Origin of the sequence: Hydrogenophaga sp., assembly GCF_018780385.1 — a bacterium.
Classification (GTDB): domain Bacteria; phylum Pseudomonadota; class Gammaproteobacteria; order Burkholderiales; family Burkholderiaceae_C; genus Hydrogenophaga.
Genome location: NZ_JADMJO010000025.1, coordinates 1 through 23871 on the forward strand (window position 1 = coordinate 1; position 23871 = coordinate 23871).

General features: G+C 65.5%; 26 protein-coding genes and 1 riboswitch. Of the genes, 20 read left to right on the plus strand and 6 right to left on the minus strand.

The window, feature by feature from the left end; translation table 11 throughout:
• A riboswitch (cobalamin riboswitch) is annotated at positions 1 to 209 on the plus strand. This riboswitch is flagged as partial in the annotation.
• Between the two features lie 135 nt (positions 210 to 344).
• From IV113_RS10820 to cobJ, 6 genes are all read left to right on the plus strand, one after another.
• Positions 345 to 1694, plus strand: a complete 1350-nt coding sequence (locus IV113_RS10820; protein ID WP_363318609.1) for a cobyrinate a,c-diamide synthase — start codon at positions 345 to 347, stop codon at positions 1692 to 1694.
• 348 nt (positions 1695 to 2042) lie between these two features.
• Positions 2043 to 2789, plus strand: coding sequence for a uroporphyrinogen-III C-methyltransferase (gene cobA / locus IV113_RS10825; RefSeq protein WP_291084382.1), 747 nt, complete (start codon positions 2043 to 2045; stop codon positions 2787 to 2789).
• Between the two features lie 18 nt (positions 2790 to 2807).
• Complete coding sequence (locus IV113_RS10830) at positions 2808 to 3998, plus strand: precorrin-3B synthase (RefSeq protein ID WP_291084385.1); 1191 nt, start codon at positions 2808 to 2810, stop codon at positions 3996 to 3998.
• Positions 3985 to 4614 (plus strand): precorrin-8X methylmutase, encoded by a 630-nt coding sequence (locus IV113_RS10835; protein ID WP_251710175.1) that lies wholly within the window; start codon positions 3985 to 3987, stop codon positions 4612 to 4614. Before IV113_RS10830 ends, IV113_RS10835 begins: the two co-directional genes overlap by 14 nt.
• A complete protein-coding gene (gene cobI / locus IV113_RS10840) occupies positions 4614 to 5345 on the plus strand; it encodes a precorrin-2 C(20)-methyltransferase (protein ID WP_251710158.1) in 732 nt (243 codons plus the stop codon). The genes IV113_RS10835 and cobI overlap by 1 nt, the downstream gene beginning before the upstream one ends.
• A complete protein-coding gene (gene cobJ, locus IV113_RS10845; protein ID WP_291084392.1) occupies positions 5342 to 6076 on the plus strand; it encodes a precorrin-3B C(17)-methyltransferase in 735 nt (244 codons plus the stop codon). Before cobI ends, cobJ begins: the two co-directional genes overlap by 4 nt.
• Here cobJ and IV113_RS10850 read toward each other — a convergent pair.
• The gene (locus IV113_RS10850; protein WP_291084395.1) at positions 6052 to 6810 is read right to left on the minus strand and encodes a cobalt-precorrin-6A reductase; all 759 of its coding nucleotides are present in this window, start codon (positions 6808 to 6810) and stop codon (positions 6052 to 6054) included. The two genes, cobJ and IV113_RS10850, sit on opposite strands and share 25 nt — an antisense overlap.
• On the opposite strand from IV113_RS10850, the gene cbiT reads away from it, so the two are divergent.
• The 14 genes from cbiT (at position 6809) to IV113_RS10920 (ending at position 20178) form a co-directional block, all read left to right on the plus strand.
• Positions 6809 to 7993 carry a precorrin-6Y C5,15-methyltransferase (decarboxylating) subunit CbiT gene (gene cbiT / locus IV113_RS10855; RefSeq protein WP_291084397.1) on the plus strand — a complete coding sequence of 395 codons (1185 nt, stop codon included), beginning with the start codon at positions 6809 to 6811 and terminating at the stop codon, positions 7991 to 7993. The two genes, IV113_RS10850 and cbiT, sit on opposite strands and share 2 nt — an antisense overlap.
• Positions 7993 to 8397 (plus strand): cobalamin biosynthesis protein, encoded by a 405-nt coding sequence (locus IV113_RS10860; protein WP_291084400.1) that lies wholly within the window; start codon positions 7993 to 7995, stop codon positions 8395 to 8397. The genes cbiT and IV113_RS10860 overlap by 1 nt, the downstream gene beginning before the upstream one ends.
• Positions 8394 to 9179, plus strand: a complete 786-nt coding sequence (gene cobM, locus IV113_RS10865; protein WP_291084403.1) for a precorrin-4 C(11)-methyltransferase — start codon at positions 8394 to 8396, stop codon at positions 9177 to 9179. The genes IV113_RS10860 and cobM overlap by 4 nt, the downstream gene beginning before the upstream one ends.
• The gene (gene cobF / locus IV113_RS10870) at positions 9176 to 9958 is read left to right on the plus strand and encodes a precorrin-6A synthase (deacetylating) (RefSeq protein WP_291084406.1); all 783 of its coding nucleotides are present in this window, start codon (positions 9176 to 9178) and stop codon (positions 9956 to 9958) included. Before cobM ends, cobF begins: the two co-directional genes overlap by 4 nt.
• Positions 9948 to 10517: a cob(I)yrinic acid a,c-diamide adenosyltransferase gene (gene cobO, locus IV113_RS10875; protein WP_251710151.1), complete on the plus strand. Its 570-nt coding sequence runs from the start codon at positions 9948 to 9950 to the stop codon at positions 10515 to 10517. Before cobF ends, cobO begins: the two co-directional genes overlap by 11 nt.
• A 68-nt stretch (positions 10518 to 10585) precedes the next feature.
• On the plus strand, positions 10586 to 11632 hold the full coding sequence (cobW, locus tag IV113_RS10880; RefSeq protein ID WP_291084410.1) for a cobalamin biosynthesis protein CobW: 1047 nt from the start codon (positions 10586 to 10588) through the stop codon (positions 11630 to 11632).
• Between the two features lie 50 nt (positions 11633 to 11682).
• Positions 11683 to 11874 (plus strand): CbtB domain-containing protein, encoded by a 192-nt coding sequence (locus IV113_RS10885; protein ID WP_291084413.1) that lies wholly within the window; start codon positions 11683 to 11685, stop codon positions 11872 to 11874.
• Between the two features lie 24 nt (positions 11875 to 11898).
• Positions 11899 to 12723, plus strand: coding sequence for a CbtA family protein (locus IV113_RS10890; RefSeq protein WP_291084416.1), 825 nt, complete (start codon positions 11899 to 11901; stop codon positions 12721 to 12723).
• Between the two features lie 36 nt (positions 12724 to 12759).
• On the plus strand, positions 12760 to 16548 hold the full coding sequence (cobN, locus tag IV113_RS10895) for a cobaltochelatase subunit CobN (protein ID WP_291084418.1): 3789 nt from the start codon (positions 12760 to 12762) through the stop codon (positions 16546 to 16548).
• The gene (locus IV113_RS10900) at positions 16545 to 17627 is read left to right on the plus strand and encodes an AAA family ATPase (RefSeq protein WP_291084422.1); all 1083 of its coding nucleotides are present in this window, start codon (positions 16545 to 16547) and stop codon (positions 17625 to 17627) included. Before cobN ends, IV113_RS10900 begins: the two co-directional genes overlap by 4 nt.
• Before the next feature lie 206 nt (positions 17628 to 17833).
• Positions 17834 to 18316 carry a VWA domain-containing protein gene (locus IV113_RS10905; RefSeq protein ID WP_291084425.1) on the plus strand — a complete coding sequence of 161 codons (483 nt, stop codon included), beginning with the start codon at positions 17834 to 17836 and terminating at the stop codon, positions 18314 to 18316.
• On the plus strand, positions 18313 to 18741 hold the full coding sequence (locus tag IV113_RS10910) for a DUF1636 domain-containing protein (protein WP_251710145.1): 429 nt from the start codon (positions 18313 to 18315) through the stop codon (positions 18739 to 18741). The genes IV113_RS10905 and IV113_RS10910 overlap by 4 nt, the downstream gene beginning before the upstream one ends.
• The gene (gene bluB, locus IV113_RS10915) at positions 18725 to 19480 is read left to right on the plus strand and encodes a 5,6-dimethylbenzimidazole synthase (protein ID WP_291084430.1); all 756 of its coding nucleotides are present in this window, start codon (positions 18725 to 18727) and stop codon (positions 19478 to 19480) included. The genes IV113_RS10910 and bluB overlap by 17 nt, the downstream gene beginning before the upstream one ends.
• Positions 19481 to 20004: 524 nt before the next feature.
• Entirely contained in the window at positions 20005 to 20178 is a 174-nt protein-coding gene (locus IV113_RS10920) for a hypothetical protein (protein WP_291084433.1), read from the plus strand.
• Between the two features lie 257 nt (positions 20179 to 20435).
• Here the strand turns inward: IV113_RS10920 and IV113_RS10925 are convergent, their stop codons facing one another.
• The 5 genes from IV113_RS10925 to IV113_RS10945 form a co-directional block, all read right to left on the minus strand.
• The gene (locus IV113_RS10925; RefSeq protein ID WP_291084436.1) at positions 20436 to 20609 is read right to left on the minus strand and encodes a hypothetical protein; all 174 of its coding nucleotides are present in this window, start codon (positions 20607 to 20609) and stop codon (positions 20436 to 20438) included.
• Positions 20610 to 20621: 12 nt separating this feature from the next.
• Entirely contained in the window at positions 20622 to 20969 is a 348-nt protein-coding gene (locus IV113_RS10930) for a hypothetical protein (protein ID WP_291084439.1), read from the minus strand.
• A 127-nt stretch (positions 20970 to 21096) separates the two neighbouring features.
• Positions 21097 to 21441: a hypothetical protein gene (locus IV113_RS10935; RefSeq protein ID WP_291084442.1), complete on the minus strand. Its 345-nt coding sequence runs from the start codon at positions 21439 to 21441 to the stop codon at positions 21097 to 21099.
• 17 nt (positions 21442 to 21458) lie between these two features.
• Positions 21459 to 22010: a hypothetical protein gene (locus IV113_RS10940; protein WP_291084445.1), complete on the minus strand. Its 552-nt coding sequence runs from the start codon at positions 22008 to 22010 to the stop codon at positions 21459 to 21461.
• Positions 22011 to 22121: 111 nt separating this feature from the next.
• Positions 22122 to 22547 (minus strand): hypothetical protein, encoded by a 426-nt coding sequence (locus tag IV113_RS10945; RefSeq protein WP_291084447.1) that lies wholly within the window; start codon positions 22545 to 22547, stop codon positions 22122 to 22124.
• Between the last annotated feature and the right edge of the window lie 1324 nt (positions 22548 to 23871).

Sequence of the window (23871 nt, forward strand, 5' to 3'; positions counted from 1 at the left end):
CCGCAGTTCAACGGGAAGCAGGAGGGCGAGTCCACAAGGACGAACCTAACCTGCGCTGCCCCCGCAACGGTAAGCAGACGAGAGACCCGACGCAGATCGGGCCACTCCGCTTTCATCACGCAGCCACTGGACGACACACGTTGTTGTCTGGGAAGGCGATGAAGGTTGTTCTGTCAGCCCGGATACCGGCCAACAAGGTGGTGGTGCGTCTGGCAACAGGCAGTCCACTTTTACGCTCAAGCACTGTCGGGGAAGGCGGTGAGGGCTTCTGCTTGTGTTTTCTCGCCTATGGCTTCAAGTCCTTTGCATGCGGACCCCGCAGTGATGTGGTTGGCTTGCACCCGGTGGTAACCCGGGTCCACCGCCCTGCGATCCTGGTCGCCGCGCCGGCCTCTGGGCAAGGTAAAACCACGGTCACCGCTGCACTTGCGCGCTTGCATGCGCGGCAGGGCCGGCGGGTGCGGGCATTCAAGTGTGGGCCGGACTTTCTGGACCCGATGTGGCTGGAACTGGCGACTGGCCAGCCGGTGCACAACGTGGACCTCTGGATGACCGGCGAGGACGACGTACGGGCGCGCCTGTACGCCTCTGCGCAGGACGCCGATCTGGTGATTGTCGAAGGGGCCATGGGCCTGTTTGACGGGGAGCCAAGTGCTGCGGACCTGGCGCGCCGTTTCGGCTTGCGAGTGCTGGCGGTCATCGATGCGTCGGCTATGTCTGCAACTTTTGGTGCATTGGCCTTTGGCCTGCAGCACTACCGTGCGGGCTTGCCCTGGGCCGGGGTGCTAGCGAACCGCGTGGGCAGCCCGCGGCATGCGCAGCTGCTGCAGGCTGCGTTGCCAGCCGGCGACGCGATAGCACCAGCGAGTTGGCTGGGGGCGGTGATGCGCAACGCCGCATTCAAGCTGCCGGAGCGTCACCTGGGACTGACCGTCGCGGGCGAACTGCCTGACGCGCTAGCCCGCCTGGATGCGGCCGCCGATGCACTCCAGCACACCTCCCTGGGTCAGATGGATGCCGAGGCCCTACAGCGCTGGTCGGTGGCGTTCGACTCACCGCCTGAAATGCAGCCCACACCCAGGTTGCTGACGGGTCAGACCGTAGCGGTGGCGCGTGATGCTGCTTTCTGCTTCATTTACGCCGCCAACCTAGACACGCTTCGTGAGCTCGGCGCGAAGCTGGTGTTTTTCTCGCCGCTGGCCAACGAGCCGGTGCCCGCCTGCGCCGCGGTATGGCTACCCGGCGGATACCCGGAACTGCACACGCACGCTCTGGCCGACAGTCTGACGTGCCGCGACAGCCTGAAGGCTCATGTGGCGCAGGGGCGGCCCCTTTGGGCTGAGTGCGGCGGCATGATGGCGTTGTTCGACGCAATCGTGGACACCGAAGGAAATCACCACCCAGCCTGGGGCCTCTTGCCCGGGCTAGTGCGCATGCAGCCACGGCTAGCGGGGCTGGGTATGCAGCAGTTGGCGCTGTCTGCCGGGGTTTTACGCGGCCATACCTTTCACTACTCGACCTGCGAAACAGCACTGCAGCCAACAAAACGCACGGACCCCGGCCGCAGTTGCGCTGCGGGAACGGGAGAAGCGCTGTATCAGCACGGCGCCGTGCGCGCCAGTTACTTCCATGCCTGGATGGCATCCAGTCCGGCGGCAGCTGCCGCCTTGCTGTCACCGGGTACTTTGGCATGAGCTCGAGCACGCCGCGCAACGTCAGCCCCGTCCAACCGACACGCTCAGACCTTGAAGCTGTCGTTGACGTAACAGGGCGGCATCGTGGTCTGGCCGGGCCTATGGGCCGTCTAAGGCCAGGGTTTAGGTGCTGCAAACCTGCCGAGCATCGGCACCTTTGGCGTGGCCTACATGGGCTTGTTACTGGAGCCGCTGGTAGACCTGGCCGTGCTGGCACTGGCCAAGCAACTACACCGCCTCAAAGGCTCACCTTGGGTCGAGCCCCGGCTTTAAATCACAGCCTGATGTGGTACTTGCTGGGATTGGCGGCTCGTGGACGAAACCACGCGATCTGGACGGGCCGTGGCCATGGATGAGTTGCAGCGCACTGGCTGGGTGTCTATCGTGGGCGCTGGCCCTGGTCCGGTTGACCTTATGACCTTGCGCGCGCTGGACCGCCTTCAGGCCGCGGAGGTGGTGATGTACGACCGACTAGTTTCATCCGAAGTGCTGGAACGGATTCCCCCTGGAACGCAGCGTGTGTATGTGGGTAAGGCCCTGGGTAATCACGCTATCCCTCAGGAGGACATTCACGCCTTGTTGGTGCAGCACGCGAGGGAGGGGCGGCGCGTAGTGCGGCTCAAGGGCGGTGATCCCTACGTCTTCGGACGTGGTGGGGAAGAAGTGCAGGCCTTGCAGGCCGCTGGTATTGCGTTTGAGATAGTGCCGGGGGTCACGGCCGCCAACGGGTGCTCAGCCGCTGCAGGTATCCCGCTGACCCACAGAGAGCTGTCGACCAGCTGCGTATTCCTGCCCGGCCATCTTGCCGACGCGGAGGCCACGCACGACTGGCGTTCGCTGGCTCGCCCCGGGCAGACACGTGTGTTTTACATGGGCATCCAGCGGTTGCCACAGATTGCAGAACAACTGATCGCACATGGACTGTCGCCTACCACCCCGGCGGCGGTCATACGTGACGGTACTCGCGCGTCGCAGACGGTGCAGGCCTGCGGCCTTCGCCGGCTGGCCGCCACCGCCCCTGCGTATGGTCCTCAGCCTGGATTGCTCATCATCGGTGAGACGGTGCAGCTGAGCCCCCATTTCCAATCTGCGTGAAGCGGGACGCGCCAATCCATGACCGACCTCACTTCACTTCGCAGCGATGGCGCTGTGCAGGTTAAGGGCTGGTGCCCCGGCACCTTGCGGCCCATGGCAGCCAGCGACGGGCTGGTGATACGCATCCGTCCACCAGCCGGGCGACTGAGCATGGCGCAGGCCCAAGGCATCGCCGCACTGGCGCGGCAGTACGCCAACCCGATGCTGGAGCTGACCAACCGGGCCAACCTGCAGATGCGCGGCGTGGATCCCGGGCGGCACGCTGAGTTGCTCGATGCCTTGTGCACGCTGGGGCTGGTCGACGAAGACGTCTCGTCCGAGGCTCGGCGCAACGTGCAGGTCAACCCGCTGTGGACCGAGGGCGATGTCACGCCCCACCTGGCCCTGCAGCTGGGCGAACTGCTTGCCGGCAGGGATGTGCCTGAACTACCAGCCAAGTTCGGCTTCGTGGTCGACACCGGCATTGCGCCCTGCATGCGCAACACCCATGCAGATATCCGGCTCGAGCGCCACGTCGATGGCGTCATCGTCTATGCCGATGGGGCCGATGGTGGGTTGGTCGTCGCGCCGTGGGCGGCGCCACAGCATGCATTGGCCCTGTCACGCTGGTTCCTGGACGCTGGCGGTGCACCTGCAGGCCGTGGGCGGATGGCCGCCCTTGTGAGACAGCGCGGGTTGCCGCCAGAGTGGCGACCAACGCCGGTGCCTGACCGCGCGCTGCCCGCGCCCGGGCCGGGGCCCCAACTCGCAGGGCAGATCGTGGGTCTGGTCTTTGGTCTCGTGCAGGCCGAGACCCTGGCGGCGCTGGGCGCGTGCGGCGCTTTGCGGCTGACTCCGTGGCGCAGCCTGCTCGTCGAAAGCGCAAGCCGATTGCCCACCTGCGCCGAACTCATTACCGATCCGGGCGATGCGCGCCTGCGGGCCGCCGCCTGCACGGGCGCTCCGGGCTGTGCGCAGGCACGCGGTACCACCCGTGACCTGGCGCTGGCGCTGGCGCCTTCGGTGGCCCCGGGACACTTGCTGCACGTCTCGGGGTGTCCCAAAGGCTGCGCCCATCCGAAATTTGCCACCACGGTGGTCGCCACGGACCATGGGTGGGACTTCATCCGGCGCGGCACCGCTGCCAGCCTGCCGGACTACCATGGGCTGGACCGTGCGGCCCTCGAACAACGATTGAGAGAAGAAACGGCCCATGCTGCACCGCTATGAACGGGATGGCGACGCCATTTATCGCCAGTCTTTCGCGATCATTCGCGCCGAAGCCGCTCTTGGCCGCTTTACGCCAATCGAGGCACTGGCCGTGGTCCGCATGATTCATGCGGCCGGCCTGGTAGGCCTGGAACAGCACGTGGCGTTCACGCCGGGCATGGCGCAAGCCACACGCGAGGCCCTGCAGGAAGGCGCGCCCATCCTGTGCGACGCGCGCATGGTCAGCGAGGGCATCACGCGCAAGCGCCTGCCCTCGGACAACCAGGTGATCTGCACTCTTCAGGACCCGCAGATCCTCGCGCTGGCGCATGAGATGGGCACGACCCGCAGCGCCGCTGCGCTGGAACTCTGGCGCCCGCACCTCGCCGGGGCCGTGGTAGCCATCGGTAACGCCCCCACGGCGCTATTCCATCTGCTGAATATGCTGCAGGATCCGAACTGCCCGCGACCGGCCGCCATCATCGGTTGCCCGGTGGGTTTCGTGGGCGCGGCCGAGTCCAAGGCGGCACTGATGGCTTCGAATGCCGCACCGTCGCTTGTGGTGCACGGCCGACTGGGCGGCTCGGCCATCACCGTGGCCGCCGTTAATGCGCTGGCCAGCGAGCAGGAGATCTGATGGGCCGCATCATCTGCGCCGGCCTGGGACCTGGCGACCCGGATCTGATGAGCGTACGCGCCGACCGTTTGGTGCGCACCGCGCAGCACGTCGCCTTCTTCCGCAAGAAGGGTCGATCCGGGCAGGCACGGAAGATGGTGAATGCGCTGCTGGCTCCAGGCGCGATGGAATACGCGATGGAGTACCCGGTCACCACCGAGCTGCCTTTCGACAGCCCGGCCTACATCGAGTGCCTGGCCCGCTTCTACGACGAATGGGCGGCGCGCCTGACTGAGCTGGCGAGGACGCGGGACATCGTGGTGCTTTGCGAAGGCGATCCCTTTTTTTACGGGTCCTTCATGCACCTCTATACCCGGCTGCAAGGCCGCGCAGAGGTGGAGGTGGTGCCGGGCATCCCCGGCATGGTGGGGTGCTGGTGGGTCACCGGTCAACCCATGACCTGGGGCGACGACGTGATGACGGTGCTGATGGGCACGCTACCCGAAGACACTCTGGTCGAGCGCATGCAGGCAGCCGACGCCATCGTCGTCATGAAAACCGGCCGCAATCTGCCGCGTGTGCGGCGTGCCTTGGCACGCGCTGGCCGGCTCGAGCAGGCTTGGCTGGTACAGCACGGCACAATGCCCCAGCAACAGATGGCGCGCCTGGCCGACACACCCGACGAGGTCTGCCCGTATTTCGCCATCGTGCTGGTGCATGGCCAGGGCCGGCGGCCGGAGATGGCCGAATGAGCGGCTGGCTGTGCATTGCGGGCCTGGGCCCGGGCGACGAAGCCATGCTCACGCCCGCCGTGGGCCAAGCACTGGCCGATGCCACTGATGTGCTGGGTTACATCCCCTATGTGGCACGCGTGGCCGCGCGCCCCGGGCTGCGCCTGCACCCGTCCGACAACCGCGAAGAGCTTGACCGGGCTTGCGCCGCGCTGGCGCTGGCCACCCAAGGCGCCCGCGTGGTGCTGGTGTCCTCGGGCGACCCAGGTGTGTTCGCCATGGCCGCCGCCGTGTTCGAGGCCATGGAGGGGCGCGAGGACTGGCAGGCTCTGGACGTCCGCGTGCTGCCTGGCATCACCGCCATGCTGGCCGCGGCCGCGCGGGCCGGCGCACCCCTGGGGCATGACTTCTGCGCCATCAACCTGAGCGACAACCTCAAGCCCTGGGCACTGATCGAGAAGCGCGTGCGCGCAGCCGCCGGCACCGACATGGCCATGGCCTTCTACAACCCCCGCTCGGCCAGCCGGCCTCACACCTTTGAGCAGGTGCTGCAAGTGCTGCGCGAAACCTGCGAGCCCACTCGCTTGCTCGTGTTTGCGCGGGCCGTGAGCACGCCGCATGAGCATTTGCTGAGCGTGCCCCTGTGCGATGCACGGCCCGAAATGGCCGACATGCGCACCTTGGTCATCGTGGGCAGTTCCACCACGCGGCGCGTGGGACGTTTTGTCTACACCCCTCGTTCGGCCTCATGAGCGGCTTGCACACCCAGCCAACGCAGCGCATCCTCAACCGTGCTCACGGTGGGGCGCTCAGGCAACTGCGGGCGATCAATCAGTATGACCGTGCAGCCCAGTTGCCGCGCGGCGTCCAGCTTCGCCCGGGCGCCCTGCCCACCCGCGTTCTTGGCCACCACATGGGTGATGCGGTGTCGCTTCATCAGGGCCAGGTCATGGTCCAGCGTGAACGGGCCGCGGTCTATGACCACGGCGCCCCGGCCCTCTGGGAGTGTCAGACCGGGGTCGACCAGCCGCAACAGGTACCAGTGCTGGGTCTCTTCGAGGAAAGGCGCCACGTGCTGCCGGCCAATCGCCAGGAACACCCGGGCCGCGCGCTCGGGCAGGGCTGCCAATGCGCCGGCCATATCGGCTGTGTGCTGCCATTTGTCACCGGCCTGTGCCTGCCAGGCCGGGCGCTCCAGTGCCAGCAGGGGCAGCGCCATTTCGGCGCAGGCCTGCACCGCGTGGCGACTCATCTGGGCAGCAAAAGGGTGCGTGGCGTCGATCACATGAGTGACGGCCTCGGCCTGCAGGCAATCACACAGCCCGGCCACACCGCCAAAGCCACCCACACGGGTGGGCAAGGGCTGCGCCACGGGCGCATGGGTTCGCCCAGCGTAAGAAAAAACAGCGGGCACGCCGGCCGTGGCCAATGCCTGTGCCAGCTGGCTGGCTTCGGTGGTGCCACCCAGCAGGAGGACACGTCGCATGGCTGAACCGTGGCTGTCGATCATTGGCTTGGGGGAGGACGGGCTGGCAGGACTGAGCGATATTAGCCGCGCCGCACTAGCCAGCGCCCACCACGTTTTCGGCGCGCCACGCCACCTGGCGCTGGCGCAAGTGAACGACCGTGGCACCACCTGGGACGTGCCGTTCGACCTTCAGCCCCTGCTGGCCCTTCGCGGTCAGCCGATGGCCTTGCTCGCCTCGGGAGACCCGTTCTGGTTCGGAGCCGGTGGCAGCGTCTGCCAGTACCTGCAAACCGATGAATGGATCGCCTATCCCGCGCCCTCCACGTTCTCGCGCGCCGCTGCCAAACTCGGCTGGCGACTGGAGAACGTGCAGTGCCTGGGTCTTCACGCCGCGCCTTTGAGCACGGTACGGCCCTGGCTGCGCCGTGGTCAACGCCTGGTCTGCCTGGTGCGCGACGCCGAGGCGCTGCGCGCGCTGGTCGCGCTGGCCAGCGCTCAAGGTTTTGGCGACGCGAGCGGATGGGCGCTGGAACGCCTGGGCGGCCCGCTTGAGCGCGTCCGTGCGTTCCGCCTGGCGGCGGCGAACCTGCCCGAATTGCAGGCGCCGCTGGCGCTGGCCATGGATCTGCACCAAGGCCCGCCGGGCCTGCCCGCCTCCAGCGGCCTGCCCGATGAACTGTTCGTCCACGACGGGCAGATCACGAAATCCACAATCCGCGCGCTGACGCTTCGCGCCCTGGCGCCGCGCCCAGGCGAACGCCTGTGGGACCTGGGCGCGGGATCCGGCTCGATCTCGGTGGAATGGTGCCTGGCTGGCGGCTGTGCGCACGCTGTCGAACAGCAGGCGGAGCGCGCGGACAATATCCGGCACAACGCAGAACAGTTCGGGCTGTCAAACCGGCTGCATGTGCAAACCGGTAATTCCCTGGAGTGTCTGTCCGCGCTGCCTCGGCCCGATGCCGTCTTCGTTGGGGGCGGTTTCGACCGCGCCATCTTCGACGCCATCGCCACTTCGACAGGCCGGGGTGTGCGCCTAGTGGTCAACAGCGTCACCCTGCAAACCGAGTCATTGCTGCAAGAGTTGCTCGTCCGGCACGGCGGCGAGCTGCTGCAGGTGGCCATTGCACAGGCGCAGCCACTGGGGCGCATGCTGAGCTGGCAACCGTCACGTCCGGTGGTTCAGTGGAGCGTGCGGCTGTGATGAGAGTCGTCGCCGGCCTGGGCTTTCGCCATCACACCTCCTGCCATGCGCTGCGCCAGGTGCTGGAGCAGGCCGTGCAGTCGGCACAACACGATCAACACGTCCCAATGTTGCTGCAGGCACTGGCAACAGCACAGGACAAATGCGGCCACCCCGCCCTGGCCCAGCTCGCGGCCGAGCTGGGTTTACCGGTTGCATCCGTGCCGCTGGCCCAGGTGCGCGCCCAAAGCACGCAGCCCAGCCCACATGCACCCGCACGTTACGGGTTCCAGAGCCTCGCCGAGTCTGCCGCCCTGGCGGCTGCGGGCCAGGGCGCGGTGCTCGCATCGCGCCGCCACATCAGTGCCGACGGCACCGCCACCGCAGCCATCGCCCTTTACAAGCCTGAGCACACTGCACCATGACCGTTCACTTCATAGGCGCTGGACCCGGTGCCCCCGACCTTCTCACCCTGCGCGGGCGCGACCTGATTGCCGCCAGTCCCGTTTGCCTGTACGCCGGCTCGCTGGTGCCTGAGGGGGTGCTGGCGCACTGTCCGCCCGGCGCGCACATCGTCAACACCGCGCCCCTTTCACTGGAGCAGATCGTCGCCGAGTTGCGTAGTGCGCATGAGCAGGGGCTGGACGTGGCACGCCTGCATTCTGGCGACCTTTCAATGTGGTCTGCCATGGGCGAGCAGTTGCGCGCCCTGCGTGAGGCGGGCATCTCCTATACCGTCACGCCGGGTGTGCCCTCGTTCGCGGCGGCGGCTGCCACGCTGGGCTGCGAGCTCACCTTGCCGGGCATGAGCCAGTCGGTGGTGCTCACCCGCACCAGCGGCCGCGCCTCGCCCATGCCCGAGGGCGAAGCCCTCGCCCACTTTGCGATCACCGGGGCCACGCTCGCCATCCACCTGTCGATCCATGTGCTGTCCGACGTGGTGCTGACGCTGTTGCCCCACTACGGCGCCGACTGCCCGGTAGCCGTGGTCTGGCGCGCCAGCTGGCCTGACGAACGGGTGGTACGGGCCAGCCTCTCGACCATCGAGGCGGCCATGGGCGAAGGCATCGACCGAACTGCGCTCATCGTGGTCGGGCACAACCTGGGCGCGCAGGACTTCGGCCACAGTCGCCTGTACGCGGCCGACTACGACCGCCGCTACCGCCCGATAGGCGCTGATGCGCGTTTCCCCGAAGGTGCCGAATGAAACTCGAGCTGAGCCTGATCGGCATGGGCACGGGCCATCCGGACCACATTACCCGCCAGGGTGCTGCGGCCCTCAACAAAGCCCAGCTGGTCCTGATACCGCATAAGGGCGAGGACAAGGCCGAACTGGCGGCCCTGCGCCTGAGCCTGTGCCGGGAACTGATCACCAACGACGGCGCCGTGATCGCGACCTTCGACATGCCGGTGCGCGAAGGTGCCGACACCGACTACCTAGGAGCGGTCGACCGCTGGCACGACGCCATCGCCGCCGCCTGGCTAGACACCATCGGCCGGCACCTGCCCGATGGCGGTCGGGTGGCGCTGCTGGTCTGGGGCGACCCCTCGCTGTATGACAGCAGCCTGCGCATTGCCCAGCGGCTGGCTCTGCGGACCGAGCTGACCACCCATGTGGTGCCAGGCATCACGGCGCTGCAGGCCCTCACGGCGGCGCACGCCATCGCGCTCAACGACATCAACTCACCCGTGCTGATCACCACCGGGCGGCAGCTGCGCGAGCTGGGCTGGCCCGAGAGTGCCGATACCGTGGCGGTGATGCTGGACGGCCAGTGCGCCTTCCAGACCTTGGCGCCGGCGGGTCTGCACATTTGGTGGGGTGCTTACTTGGGCATGGCCAACCAGTTGTGCATCAGTGGCAACCTGGCCGAGATGGGGCCGGTGATCGTGCGCGAGCGTGAACGGGCGCGGGCACAACACGGCTGGATCATGGACACCTATCTGCTCAAGCGAACGGGCCCGGCCCACACCCATCATGCAAATTGAAACACCGCCTATCAACCGTGACACCCCCAAGCCCCAGGGCGAGCGCCGTGGGCTGGTGATGGTGCACACCGGCAAGGGCAAGGGCAAGAGCACGGCCGCGTTCGGGCTGGCGCTGCGCGCCCACGGCCGGGGCAAAAAAGTCAAGGTTTACCAGTTCATGAAGGTGCCAACGGCCCGTTTCGGAGAGCACCGCCTGTTTGAGTCCCTGGGCATCCCCATCGAGGGGCTGGGCGATGGCTTCAGCTGGAAAAGCCGCGACCTCGATCATTCTGCAGAACTGGCGCAGGCCGGCTGGGCCAAGGCCGAGGCAACCGTGCGGACCGGAGAGCACTTCATGGTGGTGCTCGACGAAATCATGTATCCGCTGCGATATGGGTGGATCGCACTGGAGACGGTACTGACCTGTCTGCGCGAACGGCCCCCGTCGGTGACGGTGGTGCTGACTGGGCGCAACGCACCGGCCGAGCTGATCGAGCTGGCCGACATGGTGACGGAGATGACACTCATCAAACACCATTTCAATGCCGGTGTGCCTGCGCAACGCGGCATCGAGGACTGATGGCGTCGTCATTTCCGCACACCCGCTCTTTGCTTTGATCTTTCACCCATTTCATCAACAGGCCCCTCATGAATCTCCAGAAAATCCCCGCCACCATCGTCACCGGTTTTCTGGGCAGTGGCAAAACCACACTATTGCGCAAGCTGCTCACCAACGCGCAGGGTCTCCGCATCGCGGTCATCGTCAATGAGTTCGGCGAGCTTGGCATCGACGGCGAGTTGCTGCGAGGCTGCGGCATCGGCTGCGATGAGAACGGCGAAGAAAACGGCCAGTTGTTCGAGCTGGCCAACGGCTGCCTGTGCTGCACGGTGCAAGAAGAATTCGCACCCGTGATGGAGCTGCTCGCGGCCCGTCGCGACCAAATCGACTACCTCGTGATCGAGACCTCGGGCCTGGCACTGCCCAAGCCGCTGGTGCAGGCGTTCCAGTGGCCTGCGCTGCGCAACGCCTTCACCGTGGACGCAGTCATCACCGTGGTGGACGCGCCCGCTGTGGCCGCCGGTGATTTCGCGGACGACCCGGTGGCTGTGGATGCGCAGCGCCGTGCCGATGAGAATCTCGACCACGACTCGCCGCTGCACGAGCTGTTTGAAGACCAGCTGGCCACGGCCGATCTGGTCATCGTGCACAAGGTCGACGGGATGGACGCGGTGGCGCTCGAGGCCGTCGAAGCCACCGTCCGCGCCGAAGCACCGGCCGGTGTGAAGCTGGTGCGCGCTTCGCATGGCGATGTGCCGCTGGACGTACTGCTGGGCCTGCAGCGTGCGGTGGAAGATGTCATTGACGAGCGCAAGACCCACCACGACGACGAAGACCATGACCACGACGCCTTCGACTCCGTGTCGGTAGCGCTGAACGTGACCGACCGTGCCAGGCTGCTCGCGGCGCTGATGGCGTTGGTGCAGCGCCATGAAATCTACCGCGTCAAGGGCTTCGTGGCGCTGCCCGGTGCGGCCATGCGCCTGGTGGTGCAGGGGGTGGGCCAGCGCTTTGACAGCTATTTCGACCGCGCCTGGCGCGCCGACGAGCCGCGTGCCACCCGCCTGGTCCTGATCGGCGACCACCTGGACGCCGCCGGCCTGCTTTCTGAGCTCCAGGCCGAATTGACCCGGTAGCACTTATCCCGTGCGTTTTTCCCTCCACTCCACCCTTGAAAGGACTTTTTATGCCCGACTTGACCTCCGAGACCCACAGACCCTCCTATACCCACGAACCGGCCCGGACTGTGTTGCGCCCCTTGCTGGCAGCGGCGGCACTCGGCTTGGTGGTTCTGTATGGCGTGGGTTTCGCTGAGAGCCCGCTGGCCCACAACGCCGCGCACGATGTCCGACACATCACTGTTAAGCCCTGCCACTGAATTGTTGGCACCAAGGAGAGCAACATGCTTTTTCAAAAGCTGATCTGGGCAGCGCTCACTACCGCTGTGGTGGTGGGCAGTCTCCAAACCGGTGTGCAGCGCTGGCAGGCCGCTCCGCTGATCTTGGCGGCCGAGGTGTACGAGGACCAAAAGGCAGAGGTATCCCCACCAGGCGCAGCGCTTACCGCTCACGCGCATGGCGAGGGCCAAGCCGGCCCGGCGCACGACCATGGTGCTGCCGAGGAATGGGCGCCCGAGAACGGCGTCGAGCGCACTGGCTGGACGTGGGTCGCCAACATCCTGCATGCCTTTAGCATGGCATTGCTGGTGTTTGCAGCGATGGGCTTCTGGTTTTCTCGGCAGGACACGTCCTGCCTGACGGCGAGCGCTTCGTTGCGTGTCGCTGGTCTGGTGGCGGCGGCCGGCTGGGTGAGCTTTCACCTGTGGCCCACCCTGGGGCTGCACGCCGAGGTTCCCGGCATGCAGGCGGGCCCGCTGCAGGCCCGACAGATATGGTGGACGCTGGCGGTGGGGTGCGCAGCGGGTGCCTGCGCCATCGCTGCATTTGTGCGCAGTCCCTGGCGCTGGCTGGCGGTGGCGGCTTTGCTCGTGCTGCCGTACGTGGTGGGAGCGCCCAAGCCGCGAGGCGATGCACTCGCGGGCTTTGGCCCTGAAGCTCATGCCTCACTGGAGCAGTTGGGTCACCAGTTCATCCTGGCAACCACTTGGGTTGCGCTGTCGTTCTGGCTTTGCATGGGGCTGGTGGGAGGCCTGGCGTTCCAGCGCTGGGTGGCGCCCGGCGTTCGCGCCGCGTTGTCCGGCACGAACACGCCGCCCCGGGCGCCATGAACCCGGTGGATTGACGCCGCGCCCCCAAGGTCCAACATGCATCTTTTGTCTACCCGACCCGGCGGCCACGTGGAAGACGCTGGCCTGGGCGTGGTGCGCGTCGCGCAAACGCCCGCCGACATCGTGGTTCTTACGGTGGCCGACACCACGTTGTCCCTGCTGGCAGAAGCGGTGGCGGCGCTGCCGCCAGATTTCCCGACCGTGCGCCTGGCCAATCTGATGTGGCTGCGGCAGCCCGCATCGACCGACATGTACGTTGACGACGTGCTACGCCACGCCCGTGTCGTGGTGATCGACCACCTGGGCGCACCAGCGGACTGGGCTTATGTGGTGGAACAGGCGACGACGCTGGCTCGCCAGCACGACCAGTGGCTGGCCATGTTTTCGGGCGAGCAGTTGGAGGACCCACAGTTGCTGTTGCGCAGCACAGCAGCAGTGGAGGACAGCCGTTTTCTGTGGCAATGCCTGCGCGAGGGCGGTCGCGACAATGCCCGCGCCTTTTTTGACTTGATCGCGTACCGCGCGCTGGGGCGGGGGTCTTTGCCCGCGCTGCCACAGCCCTTGCCGCCCGTCGCACGCTACCTTCCTGCCCTGCCACCGGCCTGGCTGGATGGTGCACCGGTGGCCCTCGTGCTGTTTTACCGGGCCCATGCGCAGACGGGCAATACAGCGGTGTTCGACGCCCTGATGATGGCCTTGCACCGCGAGGGCGTCAACCCGCTGGCCCTGGCGCTGGACTCGCTGAAGTCGCCCTCGTCACTGGCGGCCGTGCATGCCCTGGCTGCCGAGCACTCGGTCGATGTCGTGCTCAATGCCACCAGCTTTGCAGTCGGTGCCATGGGCGACGATGGCGCCGACGGCGTGGACGCTCCACTGCTCGCCGGCGACGCGCCGGTGCTGCAACTCATCACCGCCGGCTGCGCGCGTGAGCAGTGGCAGGCCGATCCGCACGGCCTGCAGCCGCGCGACCTGGCCATGCAGGTGGTGCTGCCCGAAGTGGACGGCCGCATCGGCACCCGGGCCATCAGCTTCAAGGGCGTGGCCTGGCGCTGCGAGCGCTCGCAGGTGGATGTAGTGCGCTACCAGCCAGAGGCCGACCGGATTGCATTCGTCGCCGAGCTTGCCCGGCGCTGGTGCGTCCTGCGCCGCAAGCCGGCGGCCGATCAGCGCCTGGCCCTGGTGCTGGCCAATTACCCCAGCGACGACGCCCGCCTGGCGAATGCCGTGGGCTTGGACACCCCGGCCTCGGTGGTGGGCATCCTAGGCGCGCTGCAGGCCCAAGGCTATGCAACGGGCGAGCTGCCCGCACACGGCGACGCCCTAATGGCGCGACTGATCGAGGGCGTAACCCACAAAGTGGACGCCAACGACCATCGCCCCGTCGGGCAAAGCCTCTCCATGGCCGACTACCTGGCTGACTTTGAAGCCCTGCCCCCTGACCAGCAGGCCGAGGTCAACGCGCTGTGGGGACCACCCGAGAAAGATCCGTTGTTGCGCAGCGGCCGCTTCATGGTGCCGGGCCTGCGCGTCGGCCAGGTCTTCGTCGGCCTGCAGCCGGCCCGCGGGCGCGACCTGGACCTGGTCGCAAGCTACCACGATGCCGACCTTGTGCCCCCGCACAACTACCTTGCGTTTTACTTCTGGTTGCGCCGCGTCTGGGGCGCCGATGCGCTGGTACATGTGGGTACGCACGGCAACCTGGAGTGGCTGCCGGGCAAGAGCGTGGCGCTGGGTGCGGGCTGCTGGCCAGATGCGATCTTCGGGCCGCTGCCCCACCTGTACCCTTTTATCGTCAACGATCCGGGCGAAGGCAGCCAGGCCAAGCGGCGTACGCAGGCGGTGATCATCGACCACCTGATGCCGCCGCTGACGCGGGCCGAAACCTACGGGGCGCTGCAGGTATTGGAGCGGCAGATGGACGAGTACTACGAGGCTCTGTCGCTCGACCCACGCCGCGCCACTCGGTTGCGCCAGACCATTCTGGAGGAAGTGCTGCGCCACGGCTTGCACGCCGACCTGGGTTTTGAGGCGCCCGCCGACGAAGCCGCACGCCAGCGCCTGCTGGAACGGCTGGACGCCTACCTGTGCGAGATCAAGGAATCACAGATCCGGGACGGTCTGCACGTGTTCGGTCTGTCGCCTCAAGGGCGTTTGCGGACCGATACCCTACTTGCTCTGGTGCGGTTTCCACGCGGCAAAGGCCAGAGACAAGCCAGCTTGTTGCAAGCCTTGTCAGCCGACCTGCGGCTGGACGGATTCGACCCGCTCGACCCCAACTGGAACCATAACTGGACCCAGTCGCGCCCACCGGTACTGGCAGCCTTAGGAAACGAAGCCTGGCGCCATGCGGGCCACACCCGTGATCGGCTGGAGCGATTGGCCAGCCGTCTGGTGGACGGCAGCGAACCTCTGGACCGCGCCAAGTGGCCGCTCACCGCGCAGGTGATGGACGAGCTGCAGGAGCGGCTCGGCCCCCGGCTGGACGCCTGCGGCGAGCAGGAAATGACCCAGCTGCTGCGCGGCTTGCGAGGCCGTTTTATCCCCCCCGGACCGAGCGGCGCGCCATCGCGCGGACGGCCGGACGTATTACCCACCGGCCGCAATTTCTACGCAATCGATACGCGCGCGGTGCCTACACCCACCGCCTACGCCATGGGCGTAATGGCGGCCGAGCGGCTGATCGAGCGCCATCTGCAGGACCACGGCGGGTTTCCAGCGTCGATCGGGCTTTCGGTCTGGGGCACCAGCACCATGCGCACTGGCGGCGAAGACATCGCCCAGGCCATGGCACTGCTGGGCGTGCGGCCCAAGTGGGCGCCGGGCAGCCAGCGCGTAGTGGACATCGAGGTGCTCCCGATGGCGATACGTGACCGTCCTCGGGTGGACGTGACCTTGCGCATCTCGGGTTTCTTTCGCGACGCTTTTCCGAATCTGATCGACCTGTTCGACACGGCGGTTAAGGCGGTGGCGGCCATCTCGCTAGAAGACGAGCCCGACGACGTGAATCCAGTGCGTGCTCGCGTGCAGCGCGAGGCGGCCGATACGTGTTCCCAAGGGATGTCCGAAGAGGTTTCGCAGAGGCAGGCCAGCTGGCGTGTTTTCGGCCCGCGGCCGGGCGGCTACGGCGCCGGCGTGCAAGACGTCATCGACAGTGGGCGCTGGGAAGCGCCGGGTGACATCGCCCAGGCCTACCTGCGTGCGGGCGCCTTTGCTTACGGCCAGGACGAACACGGTGCGGCGGCGCGCGCCAGCTTCGAGCGGCGTGTGGGCGGCTTCGATGTGGTGCTGCAGAACCAGGACAACCAGGAACAGGACATCCTGGATTCAAGTGACTTTTACCAGTTCCAGGGCGGCATGGCTGCCGCGGTACAACACCTGAGCGGCAAGGCGGCGTCCATGTACCACGGCGACTTCAGCACACCTGGATCGCCGCGCATCCGCAGCCTGAGTGACGAACTGGCGCGGGTGGTGCGGGCCCGCGTGGTCAACCCCAAGTGGATCGCGGGTGTGCAACGCCACGGCTACAAGGGTGCCTCCGAGATGGCTGCCACCGTCGACTCCCTTTTCGGCTTTGACGCAACCACTGGCCTGGTGGGGGACCACCAGTACGCGCTTGTGGCCGATGCCTACGTGTACGACCCTGTCAACCGCGCCTTTCTTGAACAACACAACCCCCAGGCCTTACGCAGCATGGGCGAACGCCTGCTTGAATCCATGCAGCGTGGTATGTGGCAGGAACCCGGCGAGCATCGGGAGCGCATCGAACAGACCTTGTTGGCACTGGAACACCGGCTCGAAACTCAGGGCGAAGGACCCACGAAATGAAGACATTCAACGCACACAACACGTCCCACGAACTGCAGGACGCCAACGATGTGATGTACCCATTTTCTGCGCTGATCGGCCACGCCGGGCTGCGGCAGGCGCTCCTGCTGGCGGCGGTAGACCCCGGCATCGGCGGCGTGCTGATCAGCGGGCCACGCGGCACGGCCAAATCGACTGCGGCGCGCGCACTGGCGGCTTTGTTGCCGGGTGCTCCCTTCGTGAGCCTGCCGCTCGCGGCCACCGTTGAGCAACTGGTGGGCACACTCAACCTCGAACACGTACTGCGCGACGGCCTCGTGCGCCTGGCGCCTGGCATGCTCGCTCGTGCGCACGGCGGCGTCCTTTATGTGGACGAGGTCAACCTTTTACCCGACGCGCTGGTGGACGCCCTGCTTGACGCGGCGGCAAGCGGCATCAACACGATCGAGCGTGACGGCGTTTCGCGCCAGCATGCGGCCCGCTTCGTGCTGATCGGCACCATGAACCCCGAAGAGGGCGAGTTGCGCCCCCAGTTGCTGGACCGCTTTGGCCTGTCGGTGGTGCTGGAAAATCCCACCGATCATGCGCTGCGCCAGTCGATCGTCCGTGCCCGCTTGGACTTTGACCTCGATCCGCAGGCATTGATGCAGCGCACAGCCAGCGCGCAGGCCGAGCTGGTGTCCCGGATGGCAGCCGCGCGAGAAGCGCTACCTGCGGTGGACTGGAGCGATGCCGTGCTGACGCACGCCACCGCGCTGGCCGTGCAGGCCGCCGTGGACGGTGTGCGCGGTGACCTAGTGCTGCTGAAGGCGGCCCGGGCCCATGCCGTGCTGGCGGGTCGGTTCGAGGTGACGCCGGCGGATGTCGACACCGTGGCCGAATGGGCCTTGTGCCACCGCCGGATGGCGCCGGCTCCCCAGGCCCAGCAGGCTGCGGCGCCCCCCCGCACGACCAGCGGCCCCTCAGGGGCGGGCAGTGCCGGATCGCAGGCAGATCATTCATTGACGAGTGCCGCCGGGGACTGGGGCGCACTGCCGGCGCAGGCTGAAGGCTGGGAAGCGGTTCGAACCACTGGAGGGCCTGTCGCAAAAAAAGCCTGAGCCACCCCGCAGGCCGCGCCTCCACGGTGCCCGGACTGCGGCGGTGGTTCTCCATTGACCCATACGCAAGGCCGCAACTGGCGCAGAACGCGATGCAGGCATCGGCCCACACGCCAGGGCGAATCGATTGGTGTCGCACCCTGCTGCGCAAAGGGCCCGCCGCCTTGCAGCGGTCCCATCTGCAGCGCGAACACCGCCCCGCTGACATGTCGACGCTTCACCTGATCGCGCTGGACAATTCCGGCTCCATGCGGCAAGGCGGTCGTCTGGCGCGAGCCAAGGGTTTCGCGGCGCGCCTTATCGAGGACGCGGCCCGTACCGGCAACCAGGTCGGACTGCTGCTGTTCGGGGGACAGGGGGTGCAATGCGTACTGTCGCCCACCCAGGCGCGGCGCTCGGCGTTGGGGCGGCTTCGGCCGCTGGGCGGGGGTGGCGGTACGCCCCTGGCGGCAGCGCTGGGTCAGGCGCAGACCGAACTTCTGGCGCATCGGCGGCGCCACGGCAATGGGCGCCGCCTGCTGTGGCTACTCACCGACGGGCGCAGCCTGGAGCAACCAGCAGCACCTACGGCGGCTGACCACATCGTCATCGTCGATTTCGACAACTCTCCTCGCCCACTCGGACGCTGCAGGGCCTGGGCACAGGCCTGGGGCGCCGAGTTGCGCCAACCCACCACTGACACACAATGACTCCAAAAACCGACCTCAGCACGACTGAGCTCATCATTTGCACCACCTGCCGCCCTGCGGAGAACACGCGAGATCAGCGCGCTGCAGGTGACATTCTGTTGGAAGCCGTGCAAACCGCACAGGCCTTCGGCGATCAGCCCGAGTGGGCCGCTATTCATGTGCGAGGGGTGGCGTGCACGGCCGGCTGCTCGCGCGCCTGCACGGTGGCTTTTCAGGCTCCTGGCAAGCACAGCTTCCAATTTGGCGACCTGACCCCCTCAGAGGACGCTGCCCGGCAACTGCTGGATTGCGCCGTGATGCATTTTCGGGCGCCCGATGGCAACTTGCCCCGCGATGCCCGCCCTGCCCTTTTGCGCAGCGGCATCCTGTGCCGCCTGCCACCGACCCGTTCATCCGCTGAAAGCAATCATGACGCGGGCCGTTGAAAGTCCGGCCGTGCAAGCCGCCGCGGCAGACACCGACCTGACCGGGGCGACGGCCCCGGAGCACGTTTTTTCGCCGGCTCAGCAGGAGGCCGTCTACCGCGCCATTTTCGAGCGGCGCGACATGCGCCACTTTGCCGGCGGTGCGGTTGCGCCGGCTGTGATGCGCCGCCTGCTCATGGCCGCGCACCATGCGCCCAGCGTGGGCTTCATGCAGCCGTGGCGCTTCCTGCGGGTAGCCACGCGCGCGTTGCGGGCCGAGTTGCAGGCGCTGGTGGAGCAGGAGCGGCAGCAAACCGCCACGGCGCTGGGAGAGCGCATGGATGCGTTTTTGCGCCTCAAGGTCGAAGGCCTGATGGACGCGGCCGAGGTCTGGGTGGTGGCGCTGTCCGAGGGCCGTGAACAGCATGTGTTCGGCCGGCGAACCTTGCCGCACATGGACCTCGCCTCGACCGCCTGCGCGATACAGAACCTGTGGCTGGCCGCGCGCGCCGAGGGCCTGGGCATGGGCTGGGTTTCGATGTTCGACCCGGTGGCGGTGGCTTCATTGCTGGGTATGCCCGAAGGCGCAGAGCCCGTCGCGCTGCTGTGCATTGGCCCGGTCCGCCATTTTTATGATGACCCCATGCTCCAGCAACAGCGCTGGGCACAGCGAACGGCACTGGACGATGTGCTGTTTGAAGACGCTTGGGGCCAGCCCCTGAGCGCGGGCGGGACGGCGGGCTCGGGACGTGGCGATTGATCCAGATCGCCTCAAGGAAATGATACGGAAAATGAACGTGCAGATCTCTCATGCCGACGCCTGACCTCGTCATGAGCCTCGTCGGTTGGTTCACCCCCCGACGCAGCCGTACTGACCGGCGCGGTACTGGTCGGGCTGGGGCTGGATGACTGCAGCCCCCTTAATAGCCGTTGTTGTTGCCGTAACGCTGACGGGTGAGTCGATGACGGCTTCGTGCCAGCCAGCGTCTACCCAGCTCGTGACCACGACCGACGGCTGTCGCTGCACAGCCGAAGTACAGGTCCGTGCGGCGAAGGACTGCAACAGTCAGGAGTACTGCCGTGACTGGCTTGAAGCGCTGACCACGACAACCACGGGTGGTCCGATTCAGGCGACAAGCCTGGAGCTCTGAACCACAATCTCAACCGTTGACGGCCACGCCATACATCGGCACCCCTGCGGTGCCAACTTCAACCAACCCGCCGGGTGCACTCATTGCCCGGTCGGGCTTTCGAGGCTCCCGGCTTTTCTTTTTTGGAAAAACCATGAACGTCAAAGACCAAGCCCGCAACTGGATCAAGACTGTGGTGGGCAGCCATATCGGCCGCAACATCCGGACCTCCAAGTTCGTCACTTACACGGGCGAGACCAGCCACAACCAACTCGGTGGCGTCAGCTACCTGATGCCAAACGCGCCACCCGAGGAATCGCGCCGCTGAGTATTTGATCCTCGCAGGTGAATGCGACGCCTGACAAAGCGCAGCCCTGATACCCTGGCGCTTCACCAACGCAGATCACCTCTGGATCGCAATCCAAATGGGCTCCCAAGCGAGCCAGTTTCGCCTGGGGGTTGTTGCTGTTTGCGTCCAGTGGGTGAGGCGTGGCGTAGGGGTTGAACAATCCCTCGCGGATAGCTGGAAGCAATGACGCAAGCTCCTGAGCCAACGCCATTGCAGATGAACTCACAGAACACGCTTCAGTCATCATGGTTCCCGAACTGGTCGATGCTGCCGTGGTTGTGGGTAACGGCCCGCCCCCCGCCGCTGGAGCCTTCTTCGTCTTCATCACCGCCACCAATCCCACTTGCAATCCCTTTGAGTGCAAGGAAGATCACGAATCCCACCACACACAAAATCAGCAAAGATTCCATTTCGTTCCCCTATCAAGAGTTCAAGCGCCACTCAGGCAGCGCCATGTTCTTTTTCACGGCCAACGTCATCATGGCCACCGTCTTCACATACGCCAGCCGCTGGCCGAAGGTCTTGGGCTCGGGCATGTCCCGCAGTCCCAGCTCGTCGACCATGTCCTCCAGAAGCGGGTCCAGGTGGGCGGCGTGCTTCCACTCCGACACCACCACCTCGGGGCGGCTGATGTGCAGCTTGATCTTCAAGAGATCGCGGCCGTAAAGGCTCCCCAGCAGCCAGTGAGGCTCTTTGGCGGCGGCCTCGACGGGAGCGTAGTGCTCGCGGAAGTCTGCAACGGTCATATCGATTTCGGCCAGGTAAGACATTTTTGTCCTCTCTTTCGGTTTGCTTGAAACTAGGTTCTCACGTATCAAGCTCGTGTCAAGGGTGCTTCAAACGAAAAAAAGGGCCGACATTTGTCAGCCCCCTTTCATGCTCAGATCGCGCTTGCGTCTAGTGCGCCGCCAGTTTGTAGGTCTCACCGAACATCCGTCCGAAACTGTTGAGTTCAGCTTCGTCGGTTTCGTTGTTCACCACGCTCGCTGCCGGTACAGACGCCGCGCTCGCCTCGGCGGAATCTACCGCTGACCGATGTGGTGTGACCGGCGCTTGCGGTGAGGAGATTCCCCCGTTTCGCAACATATCCTTCCTGAACAGCCACCCAAGATAAGCCAGCTGGTACACGGCGTTCGAGAGAGTCGATGGGTCCAGCCCGTCCAGATGCTCCATCAGGCCATCGGCGTCCTTTGGAAAGCGAAGGCGCACCCGCACGCCAGTTCCTTCTTTGGATGTAGCCATGCTCGTTGCTCTCCGGGTCAACGGTTCGCACTGCCCATGCGCTGGGTGTACTCGGCGACGATCTGGAATCCCCGCACGTTCGAGAAGGCCGCGCCGGCATCGATGCGAAGGCGAGGGCGCAGCTCCGGGTGGTGTTCGCGCAGAAAGTCGTAGAACACAGCCCCACCACCACCACCACAGACCAGGATGCTGTGAAAGTCCTCCAGAGCACCGATCGTGTCCAGCATCGCATCGTAGCCCCCGCGCAGCACGTCGCTGATGGCTCCAGAGAAGTCGGACATCGCATATTCCACACCCGAGATCCGGATCGTCTCCTTGCGCTCGCGAATCGCGGTGTCGATTTCTTGGATGATGCTGTACTGGCCGCGCAGGCTTGGGTTGATCATCTTGGCCACGGCCGAAGCGCAGGCCAGCATTGATTCCGGATGAGCACCGGACCGCTCGTAGTTGGGAGCCTTGTCACGGGCAACAAGGAAGTCGATGGTGCCACCGCCCACGTCGATGACGAGGTTCCACCCGCTCAGATTGAAGTCGGGATGGGTCAGGCCGTAGTTGTACAGAGCGCCCATAGGTTGAACCATCACCGAGGCATCCACCACCGTGACATGGCGAGCGCCCAGTTGGGGATCAGGGCTCACGACTTCATGCCGACCCACCACGAGGCTGCGGAGTCGATCACGTTATTCGAGGTACGTGTTCAGAGGCAATCCCACCGTCAGGTGCTCGATGGCCATTTCCTGCGGGTTGCCTGCATCCTCCAGCATGTAGTGCATCGCGCCGCGCATCAGCGCCAGGTACGCGGGAGAGGTGCAGTAATCCTTCATCACGTGCCGTGGCTGGATGCCCTTCAAGTGCATGTCTACCCCTCGGCCTGCAAAGTGGGGGACGCCGTTGACTTCGCTGATACAGCCGTCAGCACCGTGCGAACCAGGCGCGTGCATGAACGTGGCATTCGGGCGCAGCGTGGCAGTGATCGAGGGGAACAAGTCGGCGTGAACCATGTTGATCCCGTTGACCTGCTTGCGCCCGCAGGTGTACTTGGTGTTGGCGTAGCCCACGTCGATTGCTCGAGCTGGGACGCTGGTGATGTTCGTATCGCGTTTCATGGGACTCTCCTTGAAGAAATTGCATGCACGGGGTGTGCTGGTAGGGGAGTTTCTGGTCGCATGCTCAAGTGCGCAAGCGATGGCGACCAGTCCTTGGCCCGGAGTGACCCGCACCGGGCCACGCCGGGCCAGGTCAACAGTCAAAAAGCGACACAACGGATTGGGAGCTGGCCCGGAGTGGCCCGCACCGGGCCACTCCGGGCCATGCCAAGCACATGCGGACAGGAATAGTGCCAAGAGCTTCTTCGGCTGGCCCGGAGTGGCCCGCGCCGGGTCACTCCGGGCCAGGGAGTGTTGTTCTTCAACAGGCGGCTTCGCCTTCAGTGAACGCCATCGCAACCCTCGAACGTTCCGAACGGAGTGGCCCTTTCACTCAGGTCATGAAGGGGAGGTGCGACAGAAAAGGAACGCTTAAAGACAGAGTGATAACAAGAGGGTTGTTTCGCAAGCCATTTTTTCCAACATATAAAGAGAGGAAAGGGGGGAGGAAAACTTTCTTTAGTCTGTGGATAACCCGACGACAGAACGCATATCGCGAGGGGTTGCCCACAACTGGTCCGCATCGAATGACAAGATGTGGCACAGCCCCTAATATCCGTTTCGCTGTACCTCGGTACGTCGACATCCCGGTTCACACCAGTGATGTCCTAGCCCACCGGGCAAACCGCCAACCGACGCTCCACTGTGAGTGTCCTAAGGCAAAAAGTCGGCCTCCCACGTTGGAAGTCGCAAACCAAGACGGTGCTCTGTATGGGGCATCGCAAAACAGGTCGCATAAAGACCAGCTGCTGAATCCGCGATGCGGTTCGGAAGTGGTGGCCCCCGGATGGGGATTGCCCACAGCAAGCTAACTAGGCCTTCCTATGGAAGCCGCCAGCCAACGCTCCGAGCTACGGAGCATGTGTGGACGCGCAAGCGTAAAGAACAACTCACGTTTTGACTTCGCTCTGACGACTACTTTCGGGTGGCTCGTCACAAGTACCTCCCGCCTGGCAATTGAGCCGGGAGCCCTCTGGGCCTAAAAAGGGGCAGGTTGGACAAGTAGCAAAGGACAACGCCGCCAAATCAGTCTGGCGGTGAAGTGAGTTCACCTGGGTAGTGAATAACTACTCTGGTCTAGCCCACCACACAAGGCTCTGTCTGAAGAAGACAGTACCCCCCCAACGCCATCACTGCGTTGGGGTGCTCATCCAGTAAGGATGAGGGTCACATGGGGATTCCACCTATGCCGACAGGATGGCTTGCTAACGAAAAACGGAAACCACTGAAGACTGTTGTGCCTTGCCCAGGGGCCTTGTACCGGGCGACCAGTAGCGAAACACGA